General features: G+C 60.7%; 12 protein-coding genes. All 12 read right to left on the bottom strand.

Going from position 1 to position 18,145, the window contains the following annotated elements:
* Positions 1–138 precede the first annotated feature (138 nt).
* Positions 139–3,072, bottom strand: a complete 2,934-nt coding sequence (locus tag FIV35_RS20980; protein WP_034139316.1) for a DUF748 domain-containing protein — start codon at positions 3,070–3,072, stop codon at positions 139–141.
* A gap of 87 nt (positions 3,073–3,159) precedes the next feature.
* Positions 3,160–4,176 (bottom strand): class I SAM-dependent rRNA methyltransferase, encoded by a 1,017-nt coding sequence (locus FIV35_RS20975; RefSeq protein ID WP_034139315.1) that lies wholly within the window; start codon positions 4,174–4,176, stop codon positions 3,160–3,162.
* A gap of 68 nt (positions 4,177–4,244) precedes the next feature.
* Positions 4,245–5,114, bottom strand: coding sequence for an oxygenase MpaB family protein (locus tag FIV35_RS20970; protein WP_034139314.1), 870 nt, complete (start codon positions 5,112–5,114; stop codon positions 4,245–4,247).
* A 16-nt stretch (positions 5,115–5,130) separates the two neighbouring features.
* Complete coding sequence (acs, locus tag FIV35_RS20965) at positions 5,131–7,068, bottom strand: acetate--CoA ligase (RefSeq protein WP_034139313.1); 1,938 nt, start codon at positions 7,066–7,068, stop codon at positions 5,131–5,133.
* A gap of 106 nt (positions 7,069–7,174) precedes the next feature.
* Positions 7,175–8,839, bottom strand: a complete 1,665-nt coding sequence (gene pgi / locus FIV35_RS20960; protein WP_034100692.1) for a glucose-6-phosphate isomerase — start codon at positions 8,837–8,839, stop codon at positions 7,175–7,177.
* 221 nt (positions 8,840–9,060) lie between these two features.
* On the bottom strand, positions 9,061–9,912 hold the full coding sequence (gene panC / locus FIV35_RS20955; protein WP_034139312.1) for a pantoate--beta-alanine ligase: 852 nt from the start codon (positions 9,910–9,912) through the stop codon (positions 9,061–9,063).
* Positions 9,909–10,709 (bottom strand): 3-methyl-2-oxobutanoate hydroxymethyltransferase, encoded by an 801-nt coding sequence (panB, locus tag FIV35_RS20950; protein WP_034100689.1) that lies wholly within the window; start codon positions 10,707–10,709, stop codon positions 9,909–9,911. Before panB ends, panC begins: the two co-directional genes overlap by 4 nt.
* A gap of 214 nt (positions 10,710–10,923) precedes the next feature.
* Positions 10,924–11,421, bottom strand: a complete 498-nt coding sequence (gene folK / locus FIV35_RS20945) for a 2-amino-4-hydroxy-6-hydroxymethyldihydropteridine diphosphokinase (RefSeq protein ID WP_034139311.1) — start codon at positions 11,419–11,421, stop codon at positions 10,924–10,926.
* A gap of 2 nt (positions 11,422–11,423) precedes the next feature.
* Positions 11,424–12,827 carry a polynucleotide adenylyltransferase PcnB gene (locus FIV35_RS20940; RefSeq protein ID WP_034139310.1) on the bottom strand — a complete coding sequence of 468 codons (1,404 nt, stop codon included), beginning with the start codon at positions 12,825–12,827 and terminating at the stop codon, positions 11,424–11,426.
* A gap of 695 nt (positions 12,828–13,522) precedes the next feature.
* Positions 13,523–14,962 carry a sigma-54-dependent transcriptional regulator gene (locus FIV35_RS20935; RefSeq protein WP_034139309.1) on the bottom strand — a complete coding sequence of 480 codons (1,440 nt, stop codon included), beginning with the start codon at positions 14,960–14,962 and terminating at the stop codon, positions 13,523–13,525.
* Positions 14,963–14,984: 22 nt separating this feature from the next.
* Positions 14,985–17,939 (bottom strand): sensor histidine kinase, encoded by a 2,955-nt coding sequence (locus FIV35_RS20930; RefSeq protein ID WP_162276695.1) that lies wholly within the window; start codon positions 17,937–17,939, stop codon positions 14,985–14,987.
* Positions 17,923–18,099, bottom strand: a complete 177-nt coding sequence (locus tag FIV35_RS20925) for a hypothetical protein (RefSeq protein ID WP_003176118.1) — start codon at positions 18,097–18,099, stop codon at positions 17,923–17,925. The genes FIV35_RS20930 and FIV35_RS20925 overlap by 17 nt, the downstream gene beginning before the upstream one ends.
* Between the last annotated feature and the right edge of the window lie 46 nt (positions 18,100–18,145).

The following is an 18,145-nucleotide window of genomic DNA, read 5'->3' as shown; positions in this document are numbered from 1 at the left end:
ATACGCCAAGACTGTGACTTGGCGTGAGGTAGGCATCATCGTCTTTGGCGTCTGGGCCGGGCCGGACGGACACTACTGGAACCGGCGCCCCAGTACGAGCACGGCCCCAGCCACAATGCGCCTAGATACGCCCCCTCACTACTCGGCATCCAGATGCATTGGCGTTACCACGCTACCGTCTTTTTCAGCCTGGCCTAACTGCGCATCAATGAAGTAAACCCGATCGTCTTCCAATTGCCCTTTATCCACCAAGTAGTCCTTGATGGTACTGGCACGGTCTTGACCCAATTGGCGCAACAGCACATCACTGGTGCTCCAGAACTTGATCACGCCGTCCTTAAGCTTCGCCGAACGCTCGTCTCGGCTCAGGTCTTTCCACTCCGCGGGCGGCTGCTGTTTCAAGCGGGTTCGGTAGATGCCTTCCAGCAGGGGCGCTTTCTCGCTTTCCGGTACTTGCAACAGGGAGGCCTGGGCCGGGACTTTGTCGCCCCGACGTTGCAGCATCTTGTAGTAGTTGTATTGGTATTCGCGTTCCAAGCGCTGTTCAGCCAGGAATGGCCCGTCGCTGCTGGCGGCGGCGGTGCCTTCGATTTCCAGGCGCAGGGTAGGGCGTTCTTTAAGCGCCGTGGCCAGTTTATTCAGCGCGTCTTCGGCGTCCTTGCTCAATTCGCTGGAGCCCGGTGCGAACGAGACGTTACCCAAGTCTTCGGCACCACCGCCGGTGACCAGCCCGCCAATGAATTTGAAAGGCGCCGTGGCGGCGCGAACCACCAGGTTTCGCAGGGTCTGCCAAACGATCGGCATAACGCTGAATTGGGGGTTATTGAGGTCGCCACTGACGGGCAGCTCGATGGATATCTTGCCGTCACTGTCTTTGAGCAGTGCAATGGCCAGACGAATCGGTAAATCTACCGCATCGGCACTGTCGACTTTTTCACCCAATTGCAGCTGTTCGACCACCACTTTGTTTTCAGCTTTCAGTTGGCCTTTGGTGATCACGTAATGAAGGTCGAGGTTCAGGCGGCCCTTGCGGATACGGAAACCGGCGAACTTGCCTGAGTAAGGCGTGAGGGTGGTCAGTTCGACCCGTTTGAAGCTGGTGGCGATGTCCAGCGCCGCCATCGGATCGAACGGATTGACACTGCCTTTGATCGTCACGGGCGCATAGCGGTCGACCTTACCCTTGATGTCGACGCTGGCGGGCTTGGCCTGGCGGCTGTCGATGGTACCGATCTGACCGTTGAGCTGTTGAATCGCCGTGGCGAAGTTAGGCGTGAGGCTGAAGTCGGCAAAGTTGGCCGAGCCGTCGTTGATCGCAATCTGCCCAATGCGAATGCCCAGCGGCTTGTCTTTGCTCGCAGCCGGTTTGGCCGTCGACTTGGCGCCAGTGTCCGCCGGCTGCGGAATCAGCAGGTCATCAACGTTGGTGGTGCGGTCATCGTTGATCATGAAACGGGCGTACGGCTGCAGCAGGTTGACCTTATCGATCGATAGGCTTTGGCCATGTTGGTAATTCACGCCTTCGAGTACCAGACGCTGCCACTTGAGAAAGTCGCGGGTCTTGAGCGTATCGAGAGTGTGCAGTTGGTCGACCTGAGCCCGGCCAGTGACTTGGAGTGCCAGCGGTTCGGTGCTCTTGAGGTTGACGTCCAGATTGCTGCCGAGCATGCCGCTACGCAGCTCCAGGCGTATGAAGGGGCTGATATAGGACTGGACGACACGCAGGTCGATGTCCTGGGTAGTGACTTTCAATCTGGCGCTGACCGGGTTGAGGTTGACCTCACCACTGGCCTGCAGCTTGCCCTGTTTGCCTAAGCCGCTATCGATTTTCAGGTTGAAGGGGCTGCCGTTGAGGCTGTCGAAGTTCTGCATGTCGACGTTCAGCGGGCCCAGTTCCAGTGCGACCGCAGGCTTGGCCTGACGATCAGCCAGATGCACTTGGTAGTTGCGCAGTTGCACATCCTTGAGCAGCACTTGCCATGGCTTGCTGGGCGCGGCGGGTTCTGCCTTGGGCGAATCGGCGGTGGCAGGGGCGCTGGCCGGCTCCGGTGCCTTGGCCGGTTTGCTCGGTTGGCTGGCGAACAGTTTTTGCCAGTCCAGTTGCCCGTCAGCCTCACGCGCGGCCCAGGTTTCGAGCTTATTGCTGCGGATTTTGCCGACGACCACTTGCTGTTTGGCCAGGTCCACGGTGGTGTCGCTGACGTCCAGGCGCTCCAATCGCACCAGTGGCCGGCCGTCCGGCGCCTTGATGGCAAACGGCGCGATACTGGCGGCGGTGTTGGTGAGGTTCAGTTGGGTATCTTTGGCCAGGCTGAGGGTGTATTCGGTGCTGAAATTGAGTACGCCATCTTCAAGCACCAAGGGCAGTGCGTCGCGCACATACGGCCACCAGGCTTTCATTTTGCCGTCGGTGACCTTCAGGGTGCCCTGGGACGTGATCGGCACCAGGCTGAAATTGCCTTTCCAGTCGATATGCCCGCCCTCGGGGCCGGCCGCGACCAGGGTCATGTCGGCATTGTCCTCAGGGAGGGTGCTGAGGTTCTTCAGTTCGAAGTCGAGTTTGTCGTAGAGGAATTCGATGGGCTCGCTGGGGCGCAAGTCCTCAAAGTGCAAATAGCCACCGGCCAGTTTGATGTTGTCCACACGCAGCGGGAAGGGCTTGGCGTCAGGATCAGTCGGTGTTGGCTCACTGGGTGGTAGTTTGAACAACTGCGCCAGGTTCAATTGGCCGGATTTGTCGAACAGCAATTCGGTCTTGGGCTTGTCCAGTTGCACATCGGCCAGATGCAGGGCGCGGGTCCAAAGGCTGTCGACCTGAAGGTTGGCATACAGACGCTCGAAGCCCAGCTGCTCCTTGCCCGGGTCACCTATTTTCAGGCCCCAGACCGTCAGCTCAAGGCTGAACGGGTTCAGTTCGATCCGCTCGATGCGTGCTGGCACTGTGGCGTACTCGGCCAATTGTTGGTTGGCAATGCGAAGGCCAATGCCGGGGAGGATCAAAAAGCCCAGCAAGCTGTACAAGGCCAGGGCAGTCAACAAGGCGCCGGCGGCGCGGATCAATCCTTTTGGCATGGGTGACGCCATCTATGTCGAACAAGGAGTGCCTTGGAGTATGGCACGGGTTTTCGGTTCCGAAGAGCCGGGCGTTTGGGACGAATCTTACAGCTGCAGGATCAGCGTTTTCAGGGGCGGCTGGTGATCTTGCGATGGGAAATCTGCGCCCGGAGTCATCACTTTCCAATCACGTACAGGGCGCCCGGCTTTTTCCGCGCAGCGCAGCACCTGTTCACGGCAGTCGTCCATGCTGACCTTTGCCAAGTTATTGCAGCAGATCAACACGCCGTTGTCGGCGGTAGTTAGAAGGGCGGGCTTGAGCAGGCTCTGATAGTCGCGCAACAGATCGACGGTGCCGAAGGCGCTCTTGGCCCAGGCGGGTGGGTCGAGCAATACCAGGTCGTATTGGCGCTGCTCCAGGCGCGGGTAGCTGGGCAGTTTCTGCCCGCGACGCTGAGTGATCGGCAGGCCGGCCAATTGGCGAATGGCGGGGAAGTAGTCCGATTGCACGAAGTTCATCGTTTGCAGGTGGGGGTTGAGCTGGCCATTTTCGCGCCCGACCGCCAGGTTGCCTTCGGCGAAGTCCAAGTTGCACACCTCCCGAGCACCCCCAGCGGCGGCGCTCAGGCCCACACCGCAGGTGTAAGCGAACAGGTTCAGCACGCTCTTGCCGGCGGCGTGTTCTTTGACCCAGCCACGTGTGTTGCGCAGATCGAGAAACAACAGCGGGTCCTGCCCGGCATGCCGTCCGCGCACACGGTAATTGAGGCCCCACTCGTGGCCGACCAGGTCTTGCAGAGCGGCGGGTTCGGCGCGGTACACCGAGTCTTCGCGATCGATCCGCGAGTTGCCTCGGGAGCGGTCGTTGTACACCAGCAGCAACTCCATGCCCATGTGCTGGTTGATCTGTCGATGCAGGTCCAGCAAGTCGGATGCTTGCAGTGACTGATGGAAACTCTGCACCAGCAACTGCGGGCCATAGCGGTCGATGGTCAAGCCGCCGGCGCCTTCCTGGCTGCCGTGAAACAGTCGGTAGCAATCGGTGCCTTGAGCATGCAGCTCGTGGATCAAGTCTTGGCGATGGTCGAGGGCGGCGCGCAGCGCCTGGTTCAGGGGAGACATGGAGCGCGCCTTGCTTTAGGTAAATGTGGGCAATGAGGGCGCGAAGTCTACCAGCTAAGGGATGCGGCCTACAGCAACCCCATCCGTCGATGGGCGCGCTGCACCGAACCATCGCGCATCGCCCAGCGTAGCAACGGTGCGCTGCGCTTGACCCCGGCTCGGATCATCCGGCGCTGCAGCGGGCTCTGATGCTGATCGAGCATTTCACTGGCCCAATCCGGCAGCAGGTCGATGCCGGCCTGCATCATCAAAGCGCCAAACGGCTTGGCCAAGGGGCTGGGCGCGGGCGCATTGAGCAGCAGGCGTAGCACTTCCCGGCTGCGCTCGTCGCATAGCAGTTCGGGGCGGATGCGCTCTAGATACTCAGAAATTTCCTGCCTGGAACGCGGTACGTTCTGCGCGCCCAAGCGTTCGGCGACCAGCGCAATCTCGCTGTAGTAACGGTCCTGATCGGCGCCTGAGAGGCGTGGGTTGCGATAGCGCAGATGGGCGGCGAGAAAGTTGCTCACTTCCGCCACATGCACCCACGTCAGCAGCGCCGGATCGCTCGCCGCGTAGGGGCGCCCGTCCGGGGCGTGGCCGACCACTTGCAGGTGGATGGTGCGCACTTTCTCGATCAGCCAATCAGCGTCCTTGCGTGCGCCGAAGGTGGTGCCGGAAATGAACTGCGAGGTACGTCGCAGACGTCCAAGCATGTCCTGGCGAAAGTTCGAGTGGTCCCACACCCCGGCCAGGGCCAAGGGGTGCAGGGCTTGCAGCATCAATGCGCTGATCCCGCCGATCAGCATGCTGCTGAAGTCGCCATGCACTTGCCAACTGACCGAATCCGGCCCGAACAGGCCTGGATCGCCCTTGGGGTTCTCCAGGTCCAACTGGCCCAGTGACAGCCCCGTCAGACTCATCAACTGGCTTTCGATACGGCTGCGGATAAATTCCATGGCGACGTGAGGCTTCCTATCGGTTCAAGCGTTTGTCGATCAGGCCGTCCACTACGCTGGGGTCGGCCAGGGTTGAGGTGTCGCCGAGGCTGTCCAGCTCGTTGCAGGCAATCTTGCGCAGAATTCTGCGCATGATCTTGCCGGAACGGGTTTTCGGCAGGGCCGGTGCCCATTGGAGCAGTTCCGGCTTGGCAAAGCTGCCGATTTCCTGGCTGACCAGTTCCAACAGGTGTTTTTTCAGCGCATCGCTGGGCTCCACGCCGTTCATGGGCGTGACAAATGCATAGATGCCCTGACCCTTCACATCATGGGGATAGCCCACCACCGCGGCTTCGGCCACTTGGTCGTGCAGAACCAAAGCGCTCTCCACTTCGGCAGTACCGATGCGGTGACCGGAAACGTTGATCACATCATCGATACGCCCGGTGATCCAGTAATCGCCATCCTCATCGCGGCGCGCGCCGTCGCCGGTGAAGTAATAGCCGGGGTAGGGTTTGAAATAAGTGTCGATCATGCGTTGCGGATCGCCGTAGACGCTGCGGATCTGCCCCGGCCAGCTGGCCTGGATTGCCAGCACGCCGCTGCCTGGGCCAGTGAAAGGGTGGCCGTGTTCGTCCAGCAGTACCGGCTGCACGCCAAACATCGGCTGAGTAGCGCAGCCGGGTTTGATGCGCTGGGCACTGACCAGCGGGCTGAGCATGATGCCGCCGGTTTCGGTCTGCCACCAGGTATCGACAATCGGGCAACGTTGTTCGCCCACGGCGTTGAAGTACCAGTCCCAGGCTTCCGGGTTGATGGGCTCGCCTACGCTGCCCAGCACGCGCAGGCTGGCGCGGGAAGTGCTTTCCAGCGGGCCGTGTCCCTCACGCATCAAGGCGCGTAACGCGGTGGGGGCGGTATAGAAAATATTCACCTGGTGCTTGTCGATCACTTGCCAGAAGCGCGAGCTGTCCGGGTAGCTGGGGACGCCTTCGAACATCAACGAGGTGGCGCCGTTGGCCAGCGGTCCATACACGATATAGCTGTGGCCGGTGACCCAGCCGACATCGGCGGTGCACCAGAAGACTTCGCCGTCGCGGTAGTCGAGCACGTACTTGAAGGTCATCGCCGCTTGCAGCAGGTAGCCCCCGGTGGTGTGCAGCACGCCCTTGGGTTTGCCGGTGCTGCCGGAGGTGTACAGGATGAACAGCGGGTCTTCGGCGTCCATCGGCTCGGGCGGGCAATCATCGCTGGCGGCGGCCAGGGTTTCTCGATATTTCAGGTCACGGCCGTCGCTCCAATTCACGGCCGCGCCGGTACGTTGCACAACCAGCACGGTGCTGACACGCGGGCAACTGGCCAGGGCTTTGTCGACATTGTTTTTCAGCGCCACCGGCTTGCCGCCGCGCACGCCCTCGTCGGCGGTGATCACGGTGCGGCAATCGGCATCCAGGATGCGGTCGCGCAGGGCATCCGGCGAGAAACCACCGAACACGACCGAGTGCACCGCGCCGATGCGCGTGCAGGCCAGCATGGCGTAGGCGGCTTCGGGGATCATGGGCATGTAGATGCACACCCGGTCACCTTTCTTCACGCCACGACTTTTCAGCGCGTTGGCCAGGCGGCAAACGTTCTGGTGCAGTTGGCGGTAGGTGATCTTGCTGGAGTTTGTCGGATCGTCGCCCTCCCAGATGAAGGCCGGCTGATCGGCGCGGTGCTGGAGGTGGCGATCGATGCAGTTATAGCTGACGTTCAACTGGCCGCCGGCGAACCATTGGGCGGCACCGGTGTTGATATCTGACAGTTGGACGGTATGCCATGGGGTTGTCCAGTCGAGAAAAACGCTGGCCTGCTCGGCCCAAAAAGTATCGGGTTGCTCGATGGATTGGCGGTAGAGGCGCTGATAGTCCTCTTGACTGAGTTGTGCTGCCCGGCGGACGGCATCGGCGGCGGGAAACGTGCTGATATCGAACATGAGCGGTCCTTATTCTTGTTGTCGGGACAAGGCATAAAGATGCACCCAGCGTGGGGAGGGGGCAAGGCCAACGTCCAAACGGACGTTGGCCTTGCGGGCAGTGCGATCAGCCGCGGTGACGCCCGCGGAAGTAGTTGATCAGGCCCTGGGTCGAAGCATCCTCGGCCGAGGTTTCTTCGGCACCGGTCAGGCGGTTGTACACGCCCTTGCCCAGTTCTTTACCCAGCTCCACACCCCATTGGTCGAAAGCGTTGATACCCCAGATCACGCTTTGTACGAACACTTTGTGCTCATACATGGCGACCAGAGCACCCAGGCGGCGCGGGCTGATGCGCTCGACCACCAACGTGTTGCTCGGACGGTTGCCCGGGATCACCTTATGCGGCGCCAGCTTCTGCACCTCTTCCTCGGCGATGCCCTTGTCACGCAACTCGGCTTCGGCTTCGCTGCGGGTTTTGCCGAGCATCAGCGCCTGGCTTTGGGACAGGCAGTTGGCGTACAGCCACTGATGGTGATCGGACACAGGGTTGAAGCTGACAATCGGCACGATGAAGTCGGCCGGAATCAACTGAGTCCCTTGGTGCAGCAACTGGTGGTACGCGTGTTGACCGTTGCACCCCACGCCGCCCCAGATCACCGGGCCTGTGTCGGTGGACACCGGCGTGCCGTCCTGGCGCACGCTCTTGCCGTTGGATTCCATGTCCAACTGTTGCAAGTGCTTGGTGATGTTACGCAGATAGTGGTCGTACGGCAGGATCGCATGGCTCTGCGCACCCCAGAAGTTGCCGTACCACACGCCCAAAAGGCCCAGCAGCACGGGCATGTTGGCTTCGAACGGTGCGTTCTGGAAATGCTGGTCCATGGTGTAGGCGCCGGACAGCAATTCCTTGAAGTTGGACATACCGATGGCCAGGGCGATGGGCAAGCCGATGGCCGACCACAGCGAGTAACGGCCGCCGACCCAATCCCACATCGGGAAGATGTTTTCTTCGCGGATACCGAAGGCCACGGCTGCCGCGTTGTTGCTCGACACCGCAATAAAGTGGCGATACAGCTCGGCTTCCGAGCCACCCTGGGCCAGGTACCATGCGCGTGCGGCTTGGGCGTTCTTCAAGGTTTCCAGGGTGTTGAAGGATTTCGACGAGACGATAAACAGCGTGGTCTCGGCGCGCAGCTTCATGGTCAGTTCGTGGAACTCACTGCCGTCGATGTTCGCCAGGTAATGGCAGCGTACGCCCTTATGAGCGTAGGACAGCAGGGCTTCGGAGACCAGCTCCGGGCCGAGGAACGAGCCACCGATACCGATGTTCACCACGTCGGTGATCGGTTTTTCGGTGTAGCCACGCCACAAGCCGTCATGGATGCGGCCGACCAGATCAGTGATCTGATTCAGCACTTTGTGCACGTCCGGCATGATGTTCACGCCGTTGACCGACAACTTGTCGCCCACCGGACGGCGCAGTGCCGTGTGCAGGGCCGGGCGGCCTTCGGACGAGTTGACCGGGTCGCCGGCATACAGCGAATCGATGGCGCCCTTGAGATTGACTTCCTTGGCCAGGGCCACCAGCAGGTCACGGGTTTCGCTGGTAATCAGGTTTTTCGAGTAATCGAGGAAAAGTCCGCAGCTGCTCAAGGTGAATTGGGAAAAACGCTGGGGATCGGCATTGAACGCTTCGCGCATGCTGAAATCCTGCATGGCTTGGCGGTGTTGAGTGAGCGCTTGCCAGGCGGGCAGAGCGGTAACGTCATGAGGAGTGCGGTAGTACGCCATCGCTGCGGGTTTCCTTTTATTACGGGGACTGCCTTTAGGACACTTCAAAGCCCGGAACATCCAGTCTTTTATCAAGGGCTGGGTTCCAGATAGCGCTAACCATAGCGCAGGGCGATTACATTAAACCTAGCGTGGGCATATGTCTTGGCTTTGTCTGTGCTGTAGCCGGTACTTTTTTATACCGGCACAGCGGGCGGAGCAATGGCGGAGTGTCGGCAGGGTCAGTCGAGGGTCAAGTGCAGGTTATCGATCAGGCGGGTTGCGCCCAGATAGGCGGCGACCAGAATCACCAGGTCACGGTCTTCGGCCGTGGCCGGGCGCAGATTTATGCCCTGACGCACTTCCAGGTAATCCAGGCGCAACCCGGCGGCTTCGATCTGCTCCACCTGTTCGGCGCGCAGCCTGGCGAAATCGCGATCGCCGGATTTGATCGCAGCGGCCATCTGGCTGAGGCTGCGGTACAGCACCGGCGCGATGGCACGTTGTTCATCGCTGAGGTAACCGTTGCGCGAGGACAGCGCCAGGCCGTCGTCGGCGCGTACGGTGGGTTCGCCGATGATCTGGATCGGCATGTTCAGGTCGCGCACCATGGCGCGAATCACGGCCAGTTGCTGGTAGTCCTTTTGACCAAACACCGCGATGTCCGGCTGAACCATATTGAACAGCTTGCTGACTACCGTGGCCACGCCCTCGAAGTGACCGGGGCGGCTGGCGCCACAAAGGCCTTCGGACAATTGCGGAACACTGACGCGGGTCTGGCCGGCCATGCCGTCGGGGTACATCTCTTCGACGGTCGGCGCGAACAGCAGGTTGCAGCCGGCCTGCAGGAGTTTTTCCTGGTCGGCGGCCAGGGTGCGGGGGTATTTCTCCAGGTCTTCGCCGGCCCCGAATTGCAGTGGGTTGACGAAGATACTCGCCACCACGAACTCGGCCTGCTGCGCGGCCTTGGTCACCAGCGTGGCGTGGCCGCTGTGCAGGTTGCCCATGGTGGGCACAAAGCCGATGCGTTTGCCGGCCTTGCGCGCATGGGCCACGGCCGATCGCAGTTCTCGTACGGTTTTTACGGTGTTCATGCAGAAAATCCGTGTTCGGCGCCGGGGAAGGTCACGCCTTTGACTTCGGCGACATAGGCGCTCAACGCGGCGTGGATGCTGTCCTGGCCGAGCATGAAGTTCTTGACGAACTTCGGAACCCGGCCGCTGATCGACAGCCCGAGCATGTCGTGCAGCACCAGTACCTGGCCATCGGTGGCCGAACCGGCGCCAATTCCAATCACCGGTACTTTGACGGCCTGGGTGATTTCAGCGGCCAGTTCGCTCGGCACGCATTCCAGCAGAATCATTGCGGCGCCGGCTTGCTCCAGGGCGATGGCGTCGGCACGCATCTGTCGCGCTTGGGCTTCCTGGCGGCCTTGCACTTTATAGCCGCCGAGCAGATTGACCGACTGCGGGGTGAGGCCCATGTGTGCGCATACCGGCACGCCGCGCTCAGCCAGCAGGCGGATCGACTCGGCCAGCCATACGGCGCCTTCGACCTTGACCATGTGGGCGCCAGCCTGCATCAGTTTGCCGGCGTTCAGGAAGGTTTGTTCGAGGGTGGCGTAACCCATGAATGGGAGGTCGGCGATGATGAACGCACCATCATTGCCGCGCTTGACGCTGGCGGTGTGGTACGCCAGTTCATCCGTGGTCACAGGCAGTGTGCTGTCATTCCCTTGAAGAACCATGCCCAGGGAGTCGCCCACCAGCAACACCTCGACCCCGGCCTGGCAACTGGCGTGGGCGAAAGTGGCGTCATAGCAGGTCAGCATGGCGATTTTTTCACCTTTGAGCTTGAGGCTCTGCAAGGTGGTCAGGGTAATGTCTGGCATGAAAAGGGTCCTCGTTCAGGCGCTTGGAAACAGCGAGTAACGCGCGTGAGTCTTCGTTTATACAGGCGCACTGTCTTGAGAGCAGTGCTTATAAGGCCTGGATTGCGCCCTTTAGCGCCGGGTTGGCGGCAGCGGGACGCCTATAGTCGTGAGGAGGACACGGGAAGTCAATTGGATGTGTTACCGCATTGTTACGACGGCGGTGTTACCGCTGTTACTGACGCGATTCAGCAACTGGGAGCCGTTCCAGGCCGACAAACGGGCAGGCTTCAAGCAGGGCGCTGAGGCGTCTGCCATCCGGCAATTGCAATGCGGCGGGCGCCAGTTCGGCCAACGGGTACAACACAAACGCACGCAGGTGCATCTGGTAGTGGGGCACTTTCAGGCGCGGCTGGTCGATCAGGTGATCGCCAAACAGCAGGATATCCAGGTCGAGGGTACGAGGGCCCCAGCGTTCGAGGCGTTCGCGGCCTTGGTCGTTTTCGATAGCTTGCAGCGCGTCGAGCAGGTCCAGGGGCGCCAGGTCGCTGTCCAAGGCTGCCACCGCGTTGGTGTAACGTGGTTGCCCGGGCAATAGGGAGTCACTTTGATAGAACGCGGATACCCCTGCGAGGGTAGAGCCGGGCAACCGCGCCAGCGCTTGGACAGCACTGCGCAGTTGTTGCTCCGGGGCCGCCAGGTTGCTGCCCATGCCGATGTAGATACGTTCCACGGTTACTCGCCTGCGGTGCCCGAGGTATCGGCGGCGCTACGTTTGCGCTTGGCACCGCTGCGACGACGCTTTTTCGGCCCTTCGCCGGCACCCTCGCCTTTGCTGCCCAGCTCACGGATCATCTCGCGGCGTTCGCTGTCATTGGCATCCTGGTAGTCGGTCCACCATTCGCCCAGGCCGTCGGTCTGTTCGCCGGCGCTTTCGCGCAACAGCAAGAAATCGTAGCCGGCGCGGAAGCGCGGGTTGTCCAGCAACAGATCGGCGCGTTTGCCGCTGCGGCGTGGCAGGCGTTCCTGCATGTCCCAGATCTCGCGGATCGGCAGGGTGAAACGTTTCGGAATCGCAATGCGCTGGCACTGCTCAGCGATCAACTCGTGAGCGGCTTCCTGCATGGCCGGAATCGGCGGCATGCCCCGTTCCTGCAAGCGCAGCACACGTTTTGGCAGGGCTGGCCACAACAGCGCAGCAAACAGGAAGGCCGGTGTCACCGGCTTGTTCTGCTTGATGCGCAGGTCGGTATTGATCAGCGCTTCGCTGATCAGCGTATGGGTGTAGGTCGGGTTGTATTCAAGCGCCTCGGCACTGGCCGGGAACAGCGGATCGAACAACTGCAGGTCGACGAGCATTTCGAAGGTATCGGCCGCGTAACCCGAGAGGAACAGCTTGAGCACTTCTTCGAACAGGCGCGCCGAGGGGATTTCCCGCAGCATCGGCGCCAGGTCGCGAATGGGGGCGGCGGTGTGTTTCTCGATCCCGAAGTTCAGCTTGGCGGCGAACCGCACGGCCCGCAGCATGCGTACCGGGTCTTCTTGGTAGCGCTGGGTCGGGTCGCCGATCAGGCGGATCAGGTTGTTGCGAATATCGTGCACGCCGTTGGCGTAATCGAGGATGCGCTCGCTGACCGGGTCGTAATACAAGGCGTTGATGGTGAAGTCGCGGCGCTGCGCATCTTCTTCCAGGGTGCCGTACACGTTGTCACGCAGGATACGCCCGCTTTCGTTGCGGGAAGACTGGTTGGTGTCTTCCTCTTCATCGTTTTGCGGATGCCCGGCGCGGAATGTGGCGACTTCGATGATTTCTCGGCCAAAGTGGATATGCACCAATTTGAACCGGCGACCGATGATCCGCGCATTGCGAAACTCGGCGCGCACTTGTTCGGGCGTGGCGCTGGTGGCGACGTCGAAGTCCTTGGGCGTGATGTTGAGCAGCATGTCGCGTACGCAACCACCCACCAGATAGGCCTGGTAGCCGGCGTTCTGCAACCGTTCGACAATATTCACCGCATAACGGCTGAACTGAGCGCGTTGCAGCGAATGCTGGCTGCTATTGAGCACTTCAGGCGTGCTGCGTTTGTGTTGCGTACGACGCAAGGGAGAACGGAATGACTGGAACAGCTTCTTCAGCATGGGATGCACTGTTTGAAGGAATGTTCGGCCAAAACGAAGAATGACCGCATGATGGGCCGGGATTCTAGCATTTAGTCAGGGGATGGTGTAGGAACAAGCTACAGGCATTGCGCCATAAGCTTTGGAAGGTCAAATCGCGGAAACTACAAGGGGAGCCGAAGCTCCCCCAGAAGTAGTTGCGTGCTCTATTTTTATTATTGATTTCGGGCTTCTTGTTTTTGTTGATCGCCCTCGCCATGAAGCTTCACCTTCATGACACTCCCAATCGGGAGTCAAGAGCAAACGGATTGCTTTGGTCGCTGTGTTGCTGATCTACGATCCAACCAGTTCAGGCTCTGCCTTAGGGCAGTTTTTGTTGTTCTCGGCCTGGTTGCGGGGCAAGCCCCAAATGCAACGCCTCTCCAAAAGAATCAGTTAGCTGCGCCTCCGCCGTGTTGTTTTTGTTATGCGTGAGTCGATTCGTCTTATTTTTATTGTCTTGTACAAAGCTTGTTATTGTTTTTGTACTAAGCATATAGCAGGGGGCGTGCCAACTTTTGTGCCGTCCAGCAAAACCGGGGGGTTGAAGAGGTTTCGGTTTTTTGACAGGCCAAAAAAAGCCGGGGCTTCGTTACCGTAAGCCCCGGCTTTTGTTACGCGGATTGTCCGCGGTAACAGTTTTTTCACATTTGCCGGTGTTACCGGTGGGCGCGCGCTCAGCTCTCGCTGGCCACGCCGGTCTTACGCCGAGGAATGCCCAAGCGCTGACGGCGTTCCCACAGGCACTTGCGGCTCACGCCTAATTTGCGCGCCAGCTCGGTCTCGGTCATGTGGTCCTGATGCTCCAGGACGAAATGCTGGAAGTAATCTTCCAGCGACAGATCTTCCGTCGGCTCATGGCTGGTGTTACTGGCCGCGCCCTGTTGCGGCGCCAAGCCGATGAACTCGTCGTCTTCCAGGTCGCTGAGTTCGATGTCGATGCCCAGCAGCTCAGCGGAAATTTCCGGGCTTTCCGACAGAATCACCGCGCGCTCCACGGCGTTCTCCAGCTCGCGAACGTTACCCGGCCATGAGTAATGCCGAATAGCCTGTTCGGCGTCCGGGGCAAACTTCAGGTCGGTACGGTTGATGCGCGCGCTTTGACGCTGCAGGAAGGCATTGGCGATCTCGTTGACGTCGGCGCCACGCTCGCGCAACGCTGGCAGTTTGAGAGCGATCACATGCAAGCGGTAGTACAAGTCTTCGCGGAACTGACCGATCTTGGCCAGGCTCTTGAGATCGCGGTGGGTCGCCGCGATCAGGCGCACATCCACCTTTTGCGATTGCACCGAGCCTACACGGCGAATCTCGCCTTCCTGCAGTACTCGCAGCAGCCTCGCCTGTGCTTCCAGCGGCAGCTCGCCGATTTCGTCGAGGAACAGCGTGCCGCCGTCCGCCGCTTCCACCAGCCCCGCACGTCCAGCGCTGGCGCCGGTAAAGGCGCCTTTCTCGTGGCCGAACAGCTCGGATTCAATCAGCGATTCTGGGATCGCCGCGCAGTTCACCGAAATCATCGGAGCCTTGGCGCGCTTGGAGAGGTTGTGCAGGGCGCGGGCCACCAGTTCCTTACCGGTCCCGGATTCACCCTGGATCAGTACATTGGAGTCGGTGGGGGCGACTTTGCGGATCTTGCCGTAAAGGTCCTGCATCGGTGGGCAGGAGCCGATGATGCCGATCTCGCCGTTGCTGTTGTCGACGCCGGGCTTGTCTGAGCCGTTGGCGGCCTTGCCGGCGGGGCGCTGCTCGGCGGGGGCGCTGCTGGCCGACTGGCGGTCGCGCAGGATGCGGGCTACTGCCTGGAGCATCTCGTCATGGTCGAAAGGCTTGGCGATGTAGTCCACCGCGCCCATCTTCATGGAGTCCACTGCCGAGCGCAGGCTGGCGTAGCTGGTCATGATCAGCACCGGGGTGCCTTGGCCGAGTTTGATCAACTCAGTGCCGGGCGCCCCGGGCAAGCGCAGGTCGCTGACGATCAAGTCGAACGTGGGAATGCTGAAGCGCTCCTGGGCTTCCTGCACCGAGCCGGCTTCGCTGACTTGATACTGATTGCGTTCAAGCAGGCGACGCAAGGCAGAGCGGATAATGGTTTCGTCTTCGACGATCAAAATGTGCGGCATTGATTCAATTCTCTCGACGGTCTCAGTTCACAGCGGACGTCGCTTCGACATGACGCGGCAAGGTCACCCGAATACGGGTGCCGCGTTGGCTTTCGGTGTCAGCCGGGCTGTCGATGGTGATTTGTCCATAATGCTCTTCAACGATGGAATAGACCAGTGCAAGGCCCAGACCGGTGCCTTCACCCGGATCCTTGGTAGTGAAGAAGGGTTCGAACAATCGGTCCATGATGTTCTGTGGAATGCCGCTGCCTTCATCCTCCACGATCAGGTCGATCGTGTGCTCGAAAGCCTCGCTCTTGACGCGTACCGCACTGTGGGGGGGCGAGGCGTCGCGAGCGTTGGACAACAGGTTGATCAGGACTTGGGCCAGGCGTTGCGAGTCGCCGTCGACCCAATGATCGGGATCGCACAGGTTGAAAAACTGTACTTCGAAATTGCGTCGGTTCAAGGCCAGCAGCCCGATGGCATCCTGCGCGACCTCAGCCAAGCACACCGCCTCGTCCTGATTCTGATGAGCGCCGGAATGGGCAAAGCTCATCAACGACTGCACGATGCGCGATACGCGCTTGGTCTGTTCAAGGATCTGCCCGCTGATTTCAGTGATTTCACCGTCTTCTTCCCGTTCTTCGCGCAGGTTCTGCGCCAGGCAGGCAATGCCGGTGATCGGGTTGCCGATCTCGTGGGCCACACCCGCAGCCAGGCGACCAATGCTGGCCAGGCGCTCGGAATGCACCAGTTTGTCTTCGAGCATCTGGGTTTCGGTCAAATCTTCCACGAGTAACACCAAACCGCTGTTGCCGGGGGCCAGGGGCTCGTCGATGGCGGCTTTGTGCAGGTTGAGCCAGCGGGTCTGGCCATCGAGGGCCAGGTGCTGTTTGTGCAAGTGCTCATCAGGCAGGTTGATAAAACCTTGCAGCAACTCTTTCCACGGTTCGCCCAGAGTCGTGAGGCGCGAGCCCACTACGCGCTGCGCGGCGATACCGGTCAGCTCTTCCATGGCCTTGTTCCACATCAGAATCTCTTGATCCTTGGCCAGGGAGCACACGCCCATGGGCAACTCCTGCAGGGTCTGGCGGTGGTAACGGCGTAACGCATCAAGTTCGGCGGCCAGGCCGGTGAGGCGCGAGTGGTAGTCCTCCAGGCGACTCTCGATAAAGTGAATGTCTTCGGTCACGTAGTTTTCGCCGCCGGCCTTGTAGGGCAGAAAGGTTTCGACCATGTCCTGGGAAACGCTGGGGCCCATCAGGCCGGACAGGTTGGCTTCGATGCGGTCGCGCAGGCGGCGCAGCGCATACGGGCGGCGCTCGTCAAAGGGCAAATAAAGATCGCGCAGCGCTTGCTCGACTTCCTTTTGTGCGGCCTTGGCGCCCAGGGGTTTGGCTAGTTGCGTGGCGAACTCTTGGGGCGAGGCTGCGTGCAGTTCACGGCGTTGCGGGCGGCGCACGTTGTCCACTGCGCAGGCTTCGGCGGCGCTGGTTTCCTCGGGGCTGGCGTTGGTGAACAGCGAGATCAGGGTGAACATCAAAACGTTGGCGGCCAGGGAGGCAATCGCGGCCATGTGCCAACTGGTGTCGTCCAATACGTAAATCATATTCAGCAACGGGATGTAGAAACCCTGGAGGTTGCCGACCAGTGGCAGCAGCATGGTCACGACCCACACCAGAATCCCCGCGAGCAGCCCCGCGATAAAACCACGACGATTGGCGGTCGGCCAGTACAGCACCGACAGCACCCCCGGCAAGAACTGCAAGGTGGCCACAAACGCCACGATGCCCAGGTTGGCCAGGTCTTGCCCAGCGCCGAGCATCAGGTAGAAGCCGTAGCCGGCCATGATGATGGCGACGATCAGCGCACGGCGTGTCCATTTCAGCCAGCGGTAGATATTGCCTTCCGCCGGCGGCTGGTACAGCGGCAGCACCAAATGGTTGAGCGCCATGCCCGACAGCGCCAGGGTGGTGACGATAATCAGGCCACTGGCCGCCGACAGACCGCCGACATAGGCCAGCAATGCCAGGGCCGGGCTATTGGCGGCCATGCCAATGCCGAGGGTGAAGTATTCCGGGTTGGTGGTAGCGCCCAGCTTCAGGCCGGCCCAGAGGATCAGCGGCACGGCGAGGCTCATCAACAGCAGGAACAGCGGCAGGCCCCAGCTTGCACTCACCAGCGCGCGGGGGTTGAGGTTCTCGGTGAACGTCATGTGATACATGTGCGGCATCACGATTGCCGACGCGAAGAACACCAGCAGCAATGTGCGCCACGGGCCTTCCTGCAAGGGGGTGTGCAGGGCGGCGAGGGCGGTCTGGTTCTGCAGCAGCCAAAGCTCCAACTGTTGTGGGCCATCGAACACGCCATAGAGCGCATAGAGACCGACGCCGCCAATGGCGATCAGCTTGATTACCGATTCGAAGGCTATCGCGAATACCAGCCCCTGGTGCTTTTCTCGGGTGGCGATGTGGCGTGAACCGAAGAAAATCGTGAACAGCGTGATCAGCGCGCAAAACGCCAGGGCCACGCGATGCTGCACCGGCTCATGGGTAAGGATGCTGATGGAGTCGGCCACCGCTTGGATCTGCAAGGCCAGCAAGGGCAACACGCCAATCAGCATGAACACGGTGGTCAGCGCACCGGCCCAGGTGCTGCGGAAGCGAAACGCAAACAGGTCGGCCAGGGACGACAGCTGGTAAGTCCGGGTGATTTTCAATATGGGGTACAGCAGCACCGGCGCCAGTAGGAATGCTCCGGATACGCCGAGGTAGCTGGACAGAAACCCGTAGCCATACTGATAAGCCAGGCCCACCGTGCCATAGAACGCCCAGGCGCTGGCGTAGACCCCCAGGGACAAGGTGTAGGTCAATGGATGGCGAATGATCGCCCGCGGGATCATCCCGCGCTCACTGATCCAGGCGACGCCGAACAGCGCGGCCAGGTAGGCGGCGCTGATCAGCAGCATCTGAGTGAGGCTAAAGCTCATCGGCATCTTTTTGGCTCTGCAGGATGAAGGTCACGACGATCAGGATCAGCCACAGCAGATACGGGCGATACCAGGCGCCGGTGGCGTCGATCCACCAATCCATGATGGCGGGGGAAAACAGGTAGATCCCGACGACCAACAGCAGGACCAATCGATAGATGTACATGTTGGCCTCTGAGTTAAAAACTGCCGCGATGGTAACGGATGGCTGG

This window comes from Pseudomonas rhodesiae (assembly GCF_007858255.1).
GTDB classification, from domain to species: domain Bacteria; phylum Pseudomonadota; class Gammaproteobacteria; order Pseudomonadales; family Pseudomonadaceae; genus Aquipseudomonas; species Aquipseudomonas rhodesiae.
Note: the sequence above shows the minus strand (reverse complement) of the source record. Positions and strands in the feature narration are given on the sequence as shown.

Excerpts from the sequence above, each read along its gene's own strand:
- FIV35_RS20940 (WP_034139310.1), bottom strand. The coding sequence starts at position 12,827 with ATGCTGAAGAAGCTGTTCCAGTCATTCCGTTCTCCCTTGCGTCGTACG.
- panB (WP_034100689.1), bottom strand. The coding sequence starts at position 10,709 with ATGCCAGACATTACCCTGACCACCTTGCAGAGCCTCAAGCTCAAAGGT.
- acs (WP_034139313.1), bottom strand. The coding sequence starts at position 7,068 with ATGTTCGATATCAGCACGTTTCCCGCCGCCGATGCCGTCCGCCGGGCA.
- FIV35_RS20975 (WP_034139315.1), bottom strand. The coding sequence starts at position 4,176 with ATGTCTCCCCTGAACCAGGCGCTGCGCGCCGCCCTCGACCATCGCCAA.
- FIV35_RS20980 (WP_034139316.1), bottom strand. The coding sequence starts at position 3,072 with ATGCCAAAAGGATTGATCCGCGCCGCCGGCGCCTTGTTGACTGCCCTG.
- FIV35_RS20925 (WP_003176118.1), bottom strand. The coding sequence starts at position 18,099 with ATGTACATCTATCGATTGGTCCTGCTGTTGGTCGTCGGGATCTACCTG.
- FIV35_RS20970 (WP_034139314.1), bottom strand. The coding sequence starts at position 5,114 with ATGGAATTTATCCGCAGCCGTATCGAAAGCCAGTTGATGAGTCTGACG.
- pgi (WP_034100692.1), bottom strand. The coding sequence starts at position 8,839 with ATGGCGTACTACCGCACTCCTCATGACGTTACCGCTCTGCCCGCCTGG.
- panC (WP_034139312.1), bottom strand. The coding sequence starts at position 9,912 with ATGAACACCGTAAAAACCGTACGAGAACTGCGATCGGCCGTGGCCCAT.
- FIV35_RS20930 (WP_162276695.1), bottom strand. The coding sequence starts at position 17,939 with ATGCCGATGAGCTTTAGCCTCACTCAGATGCTGCTGATCAGCGCCGCC.
- FIV35_RS20935 (WP_034139309.1), bottom strand. The coding sequence starts at position 14,962 with ATGCCGCACATTTTGATCGTCGAAGACGAAACCATTATCCGCTCTGCC.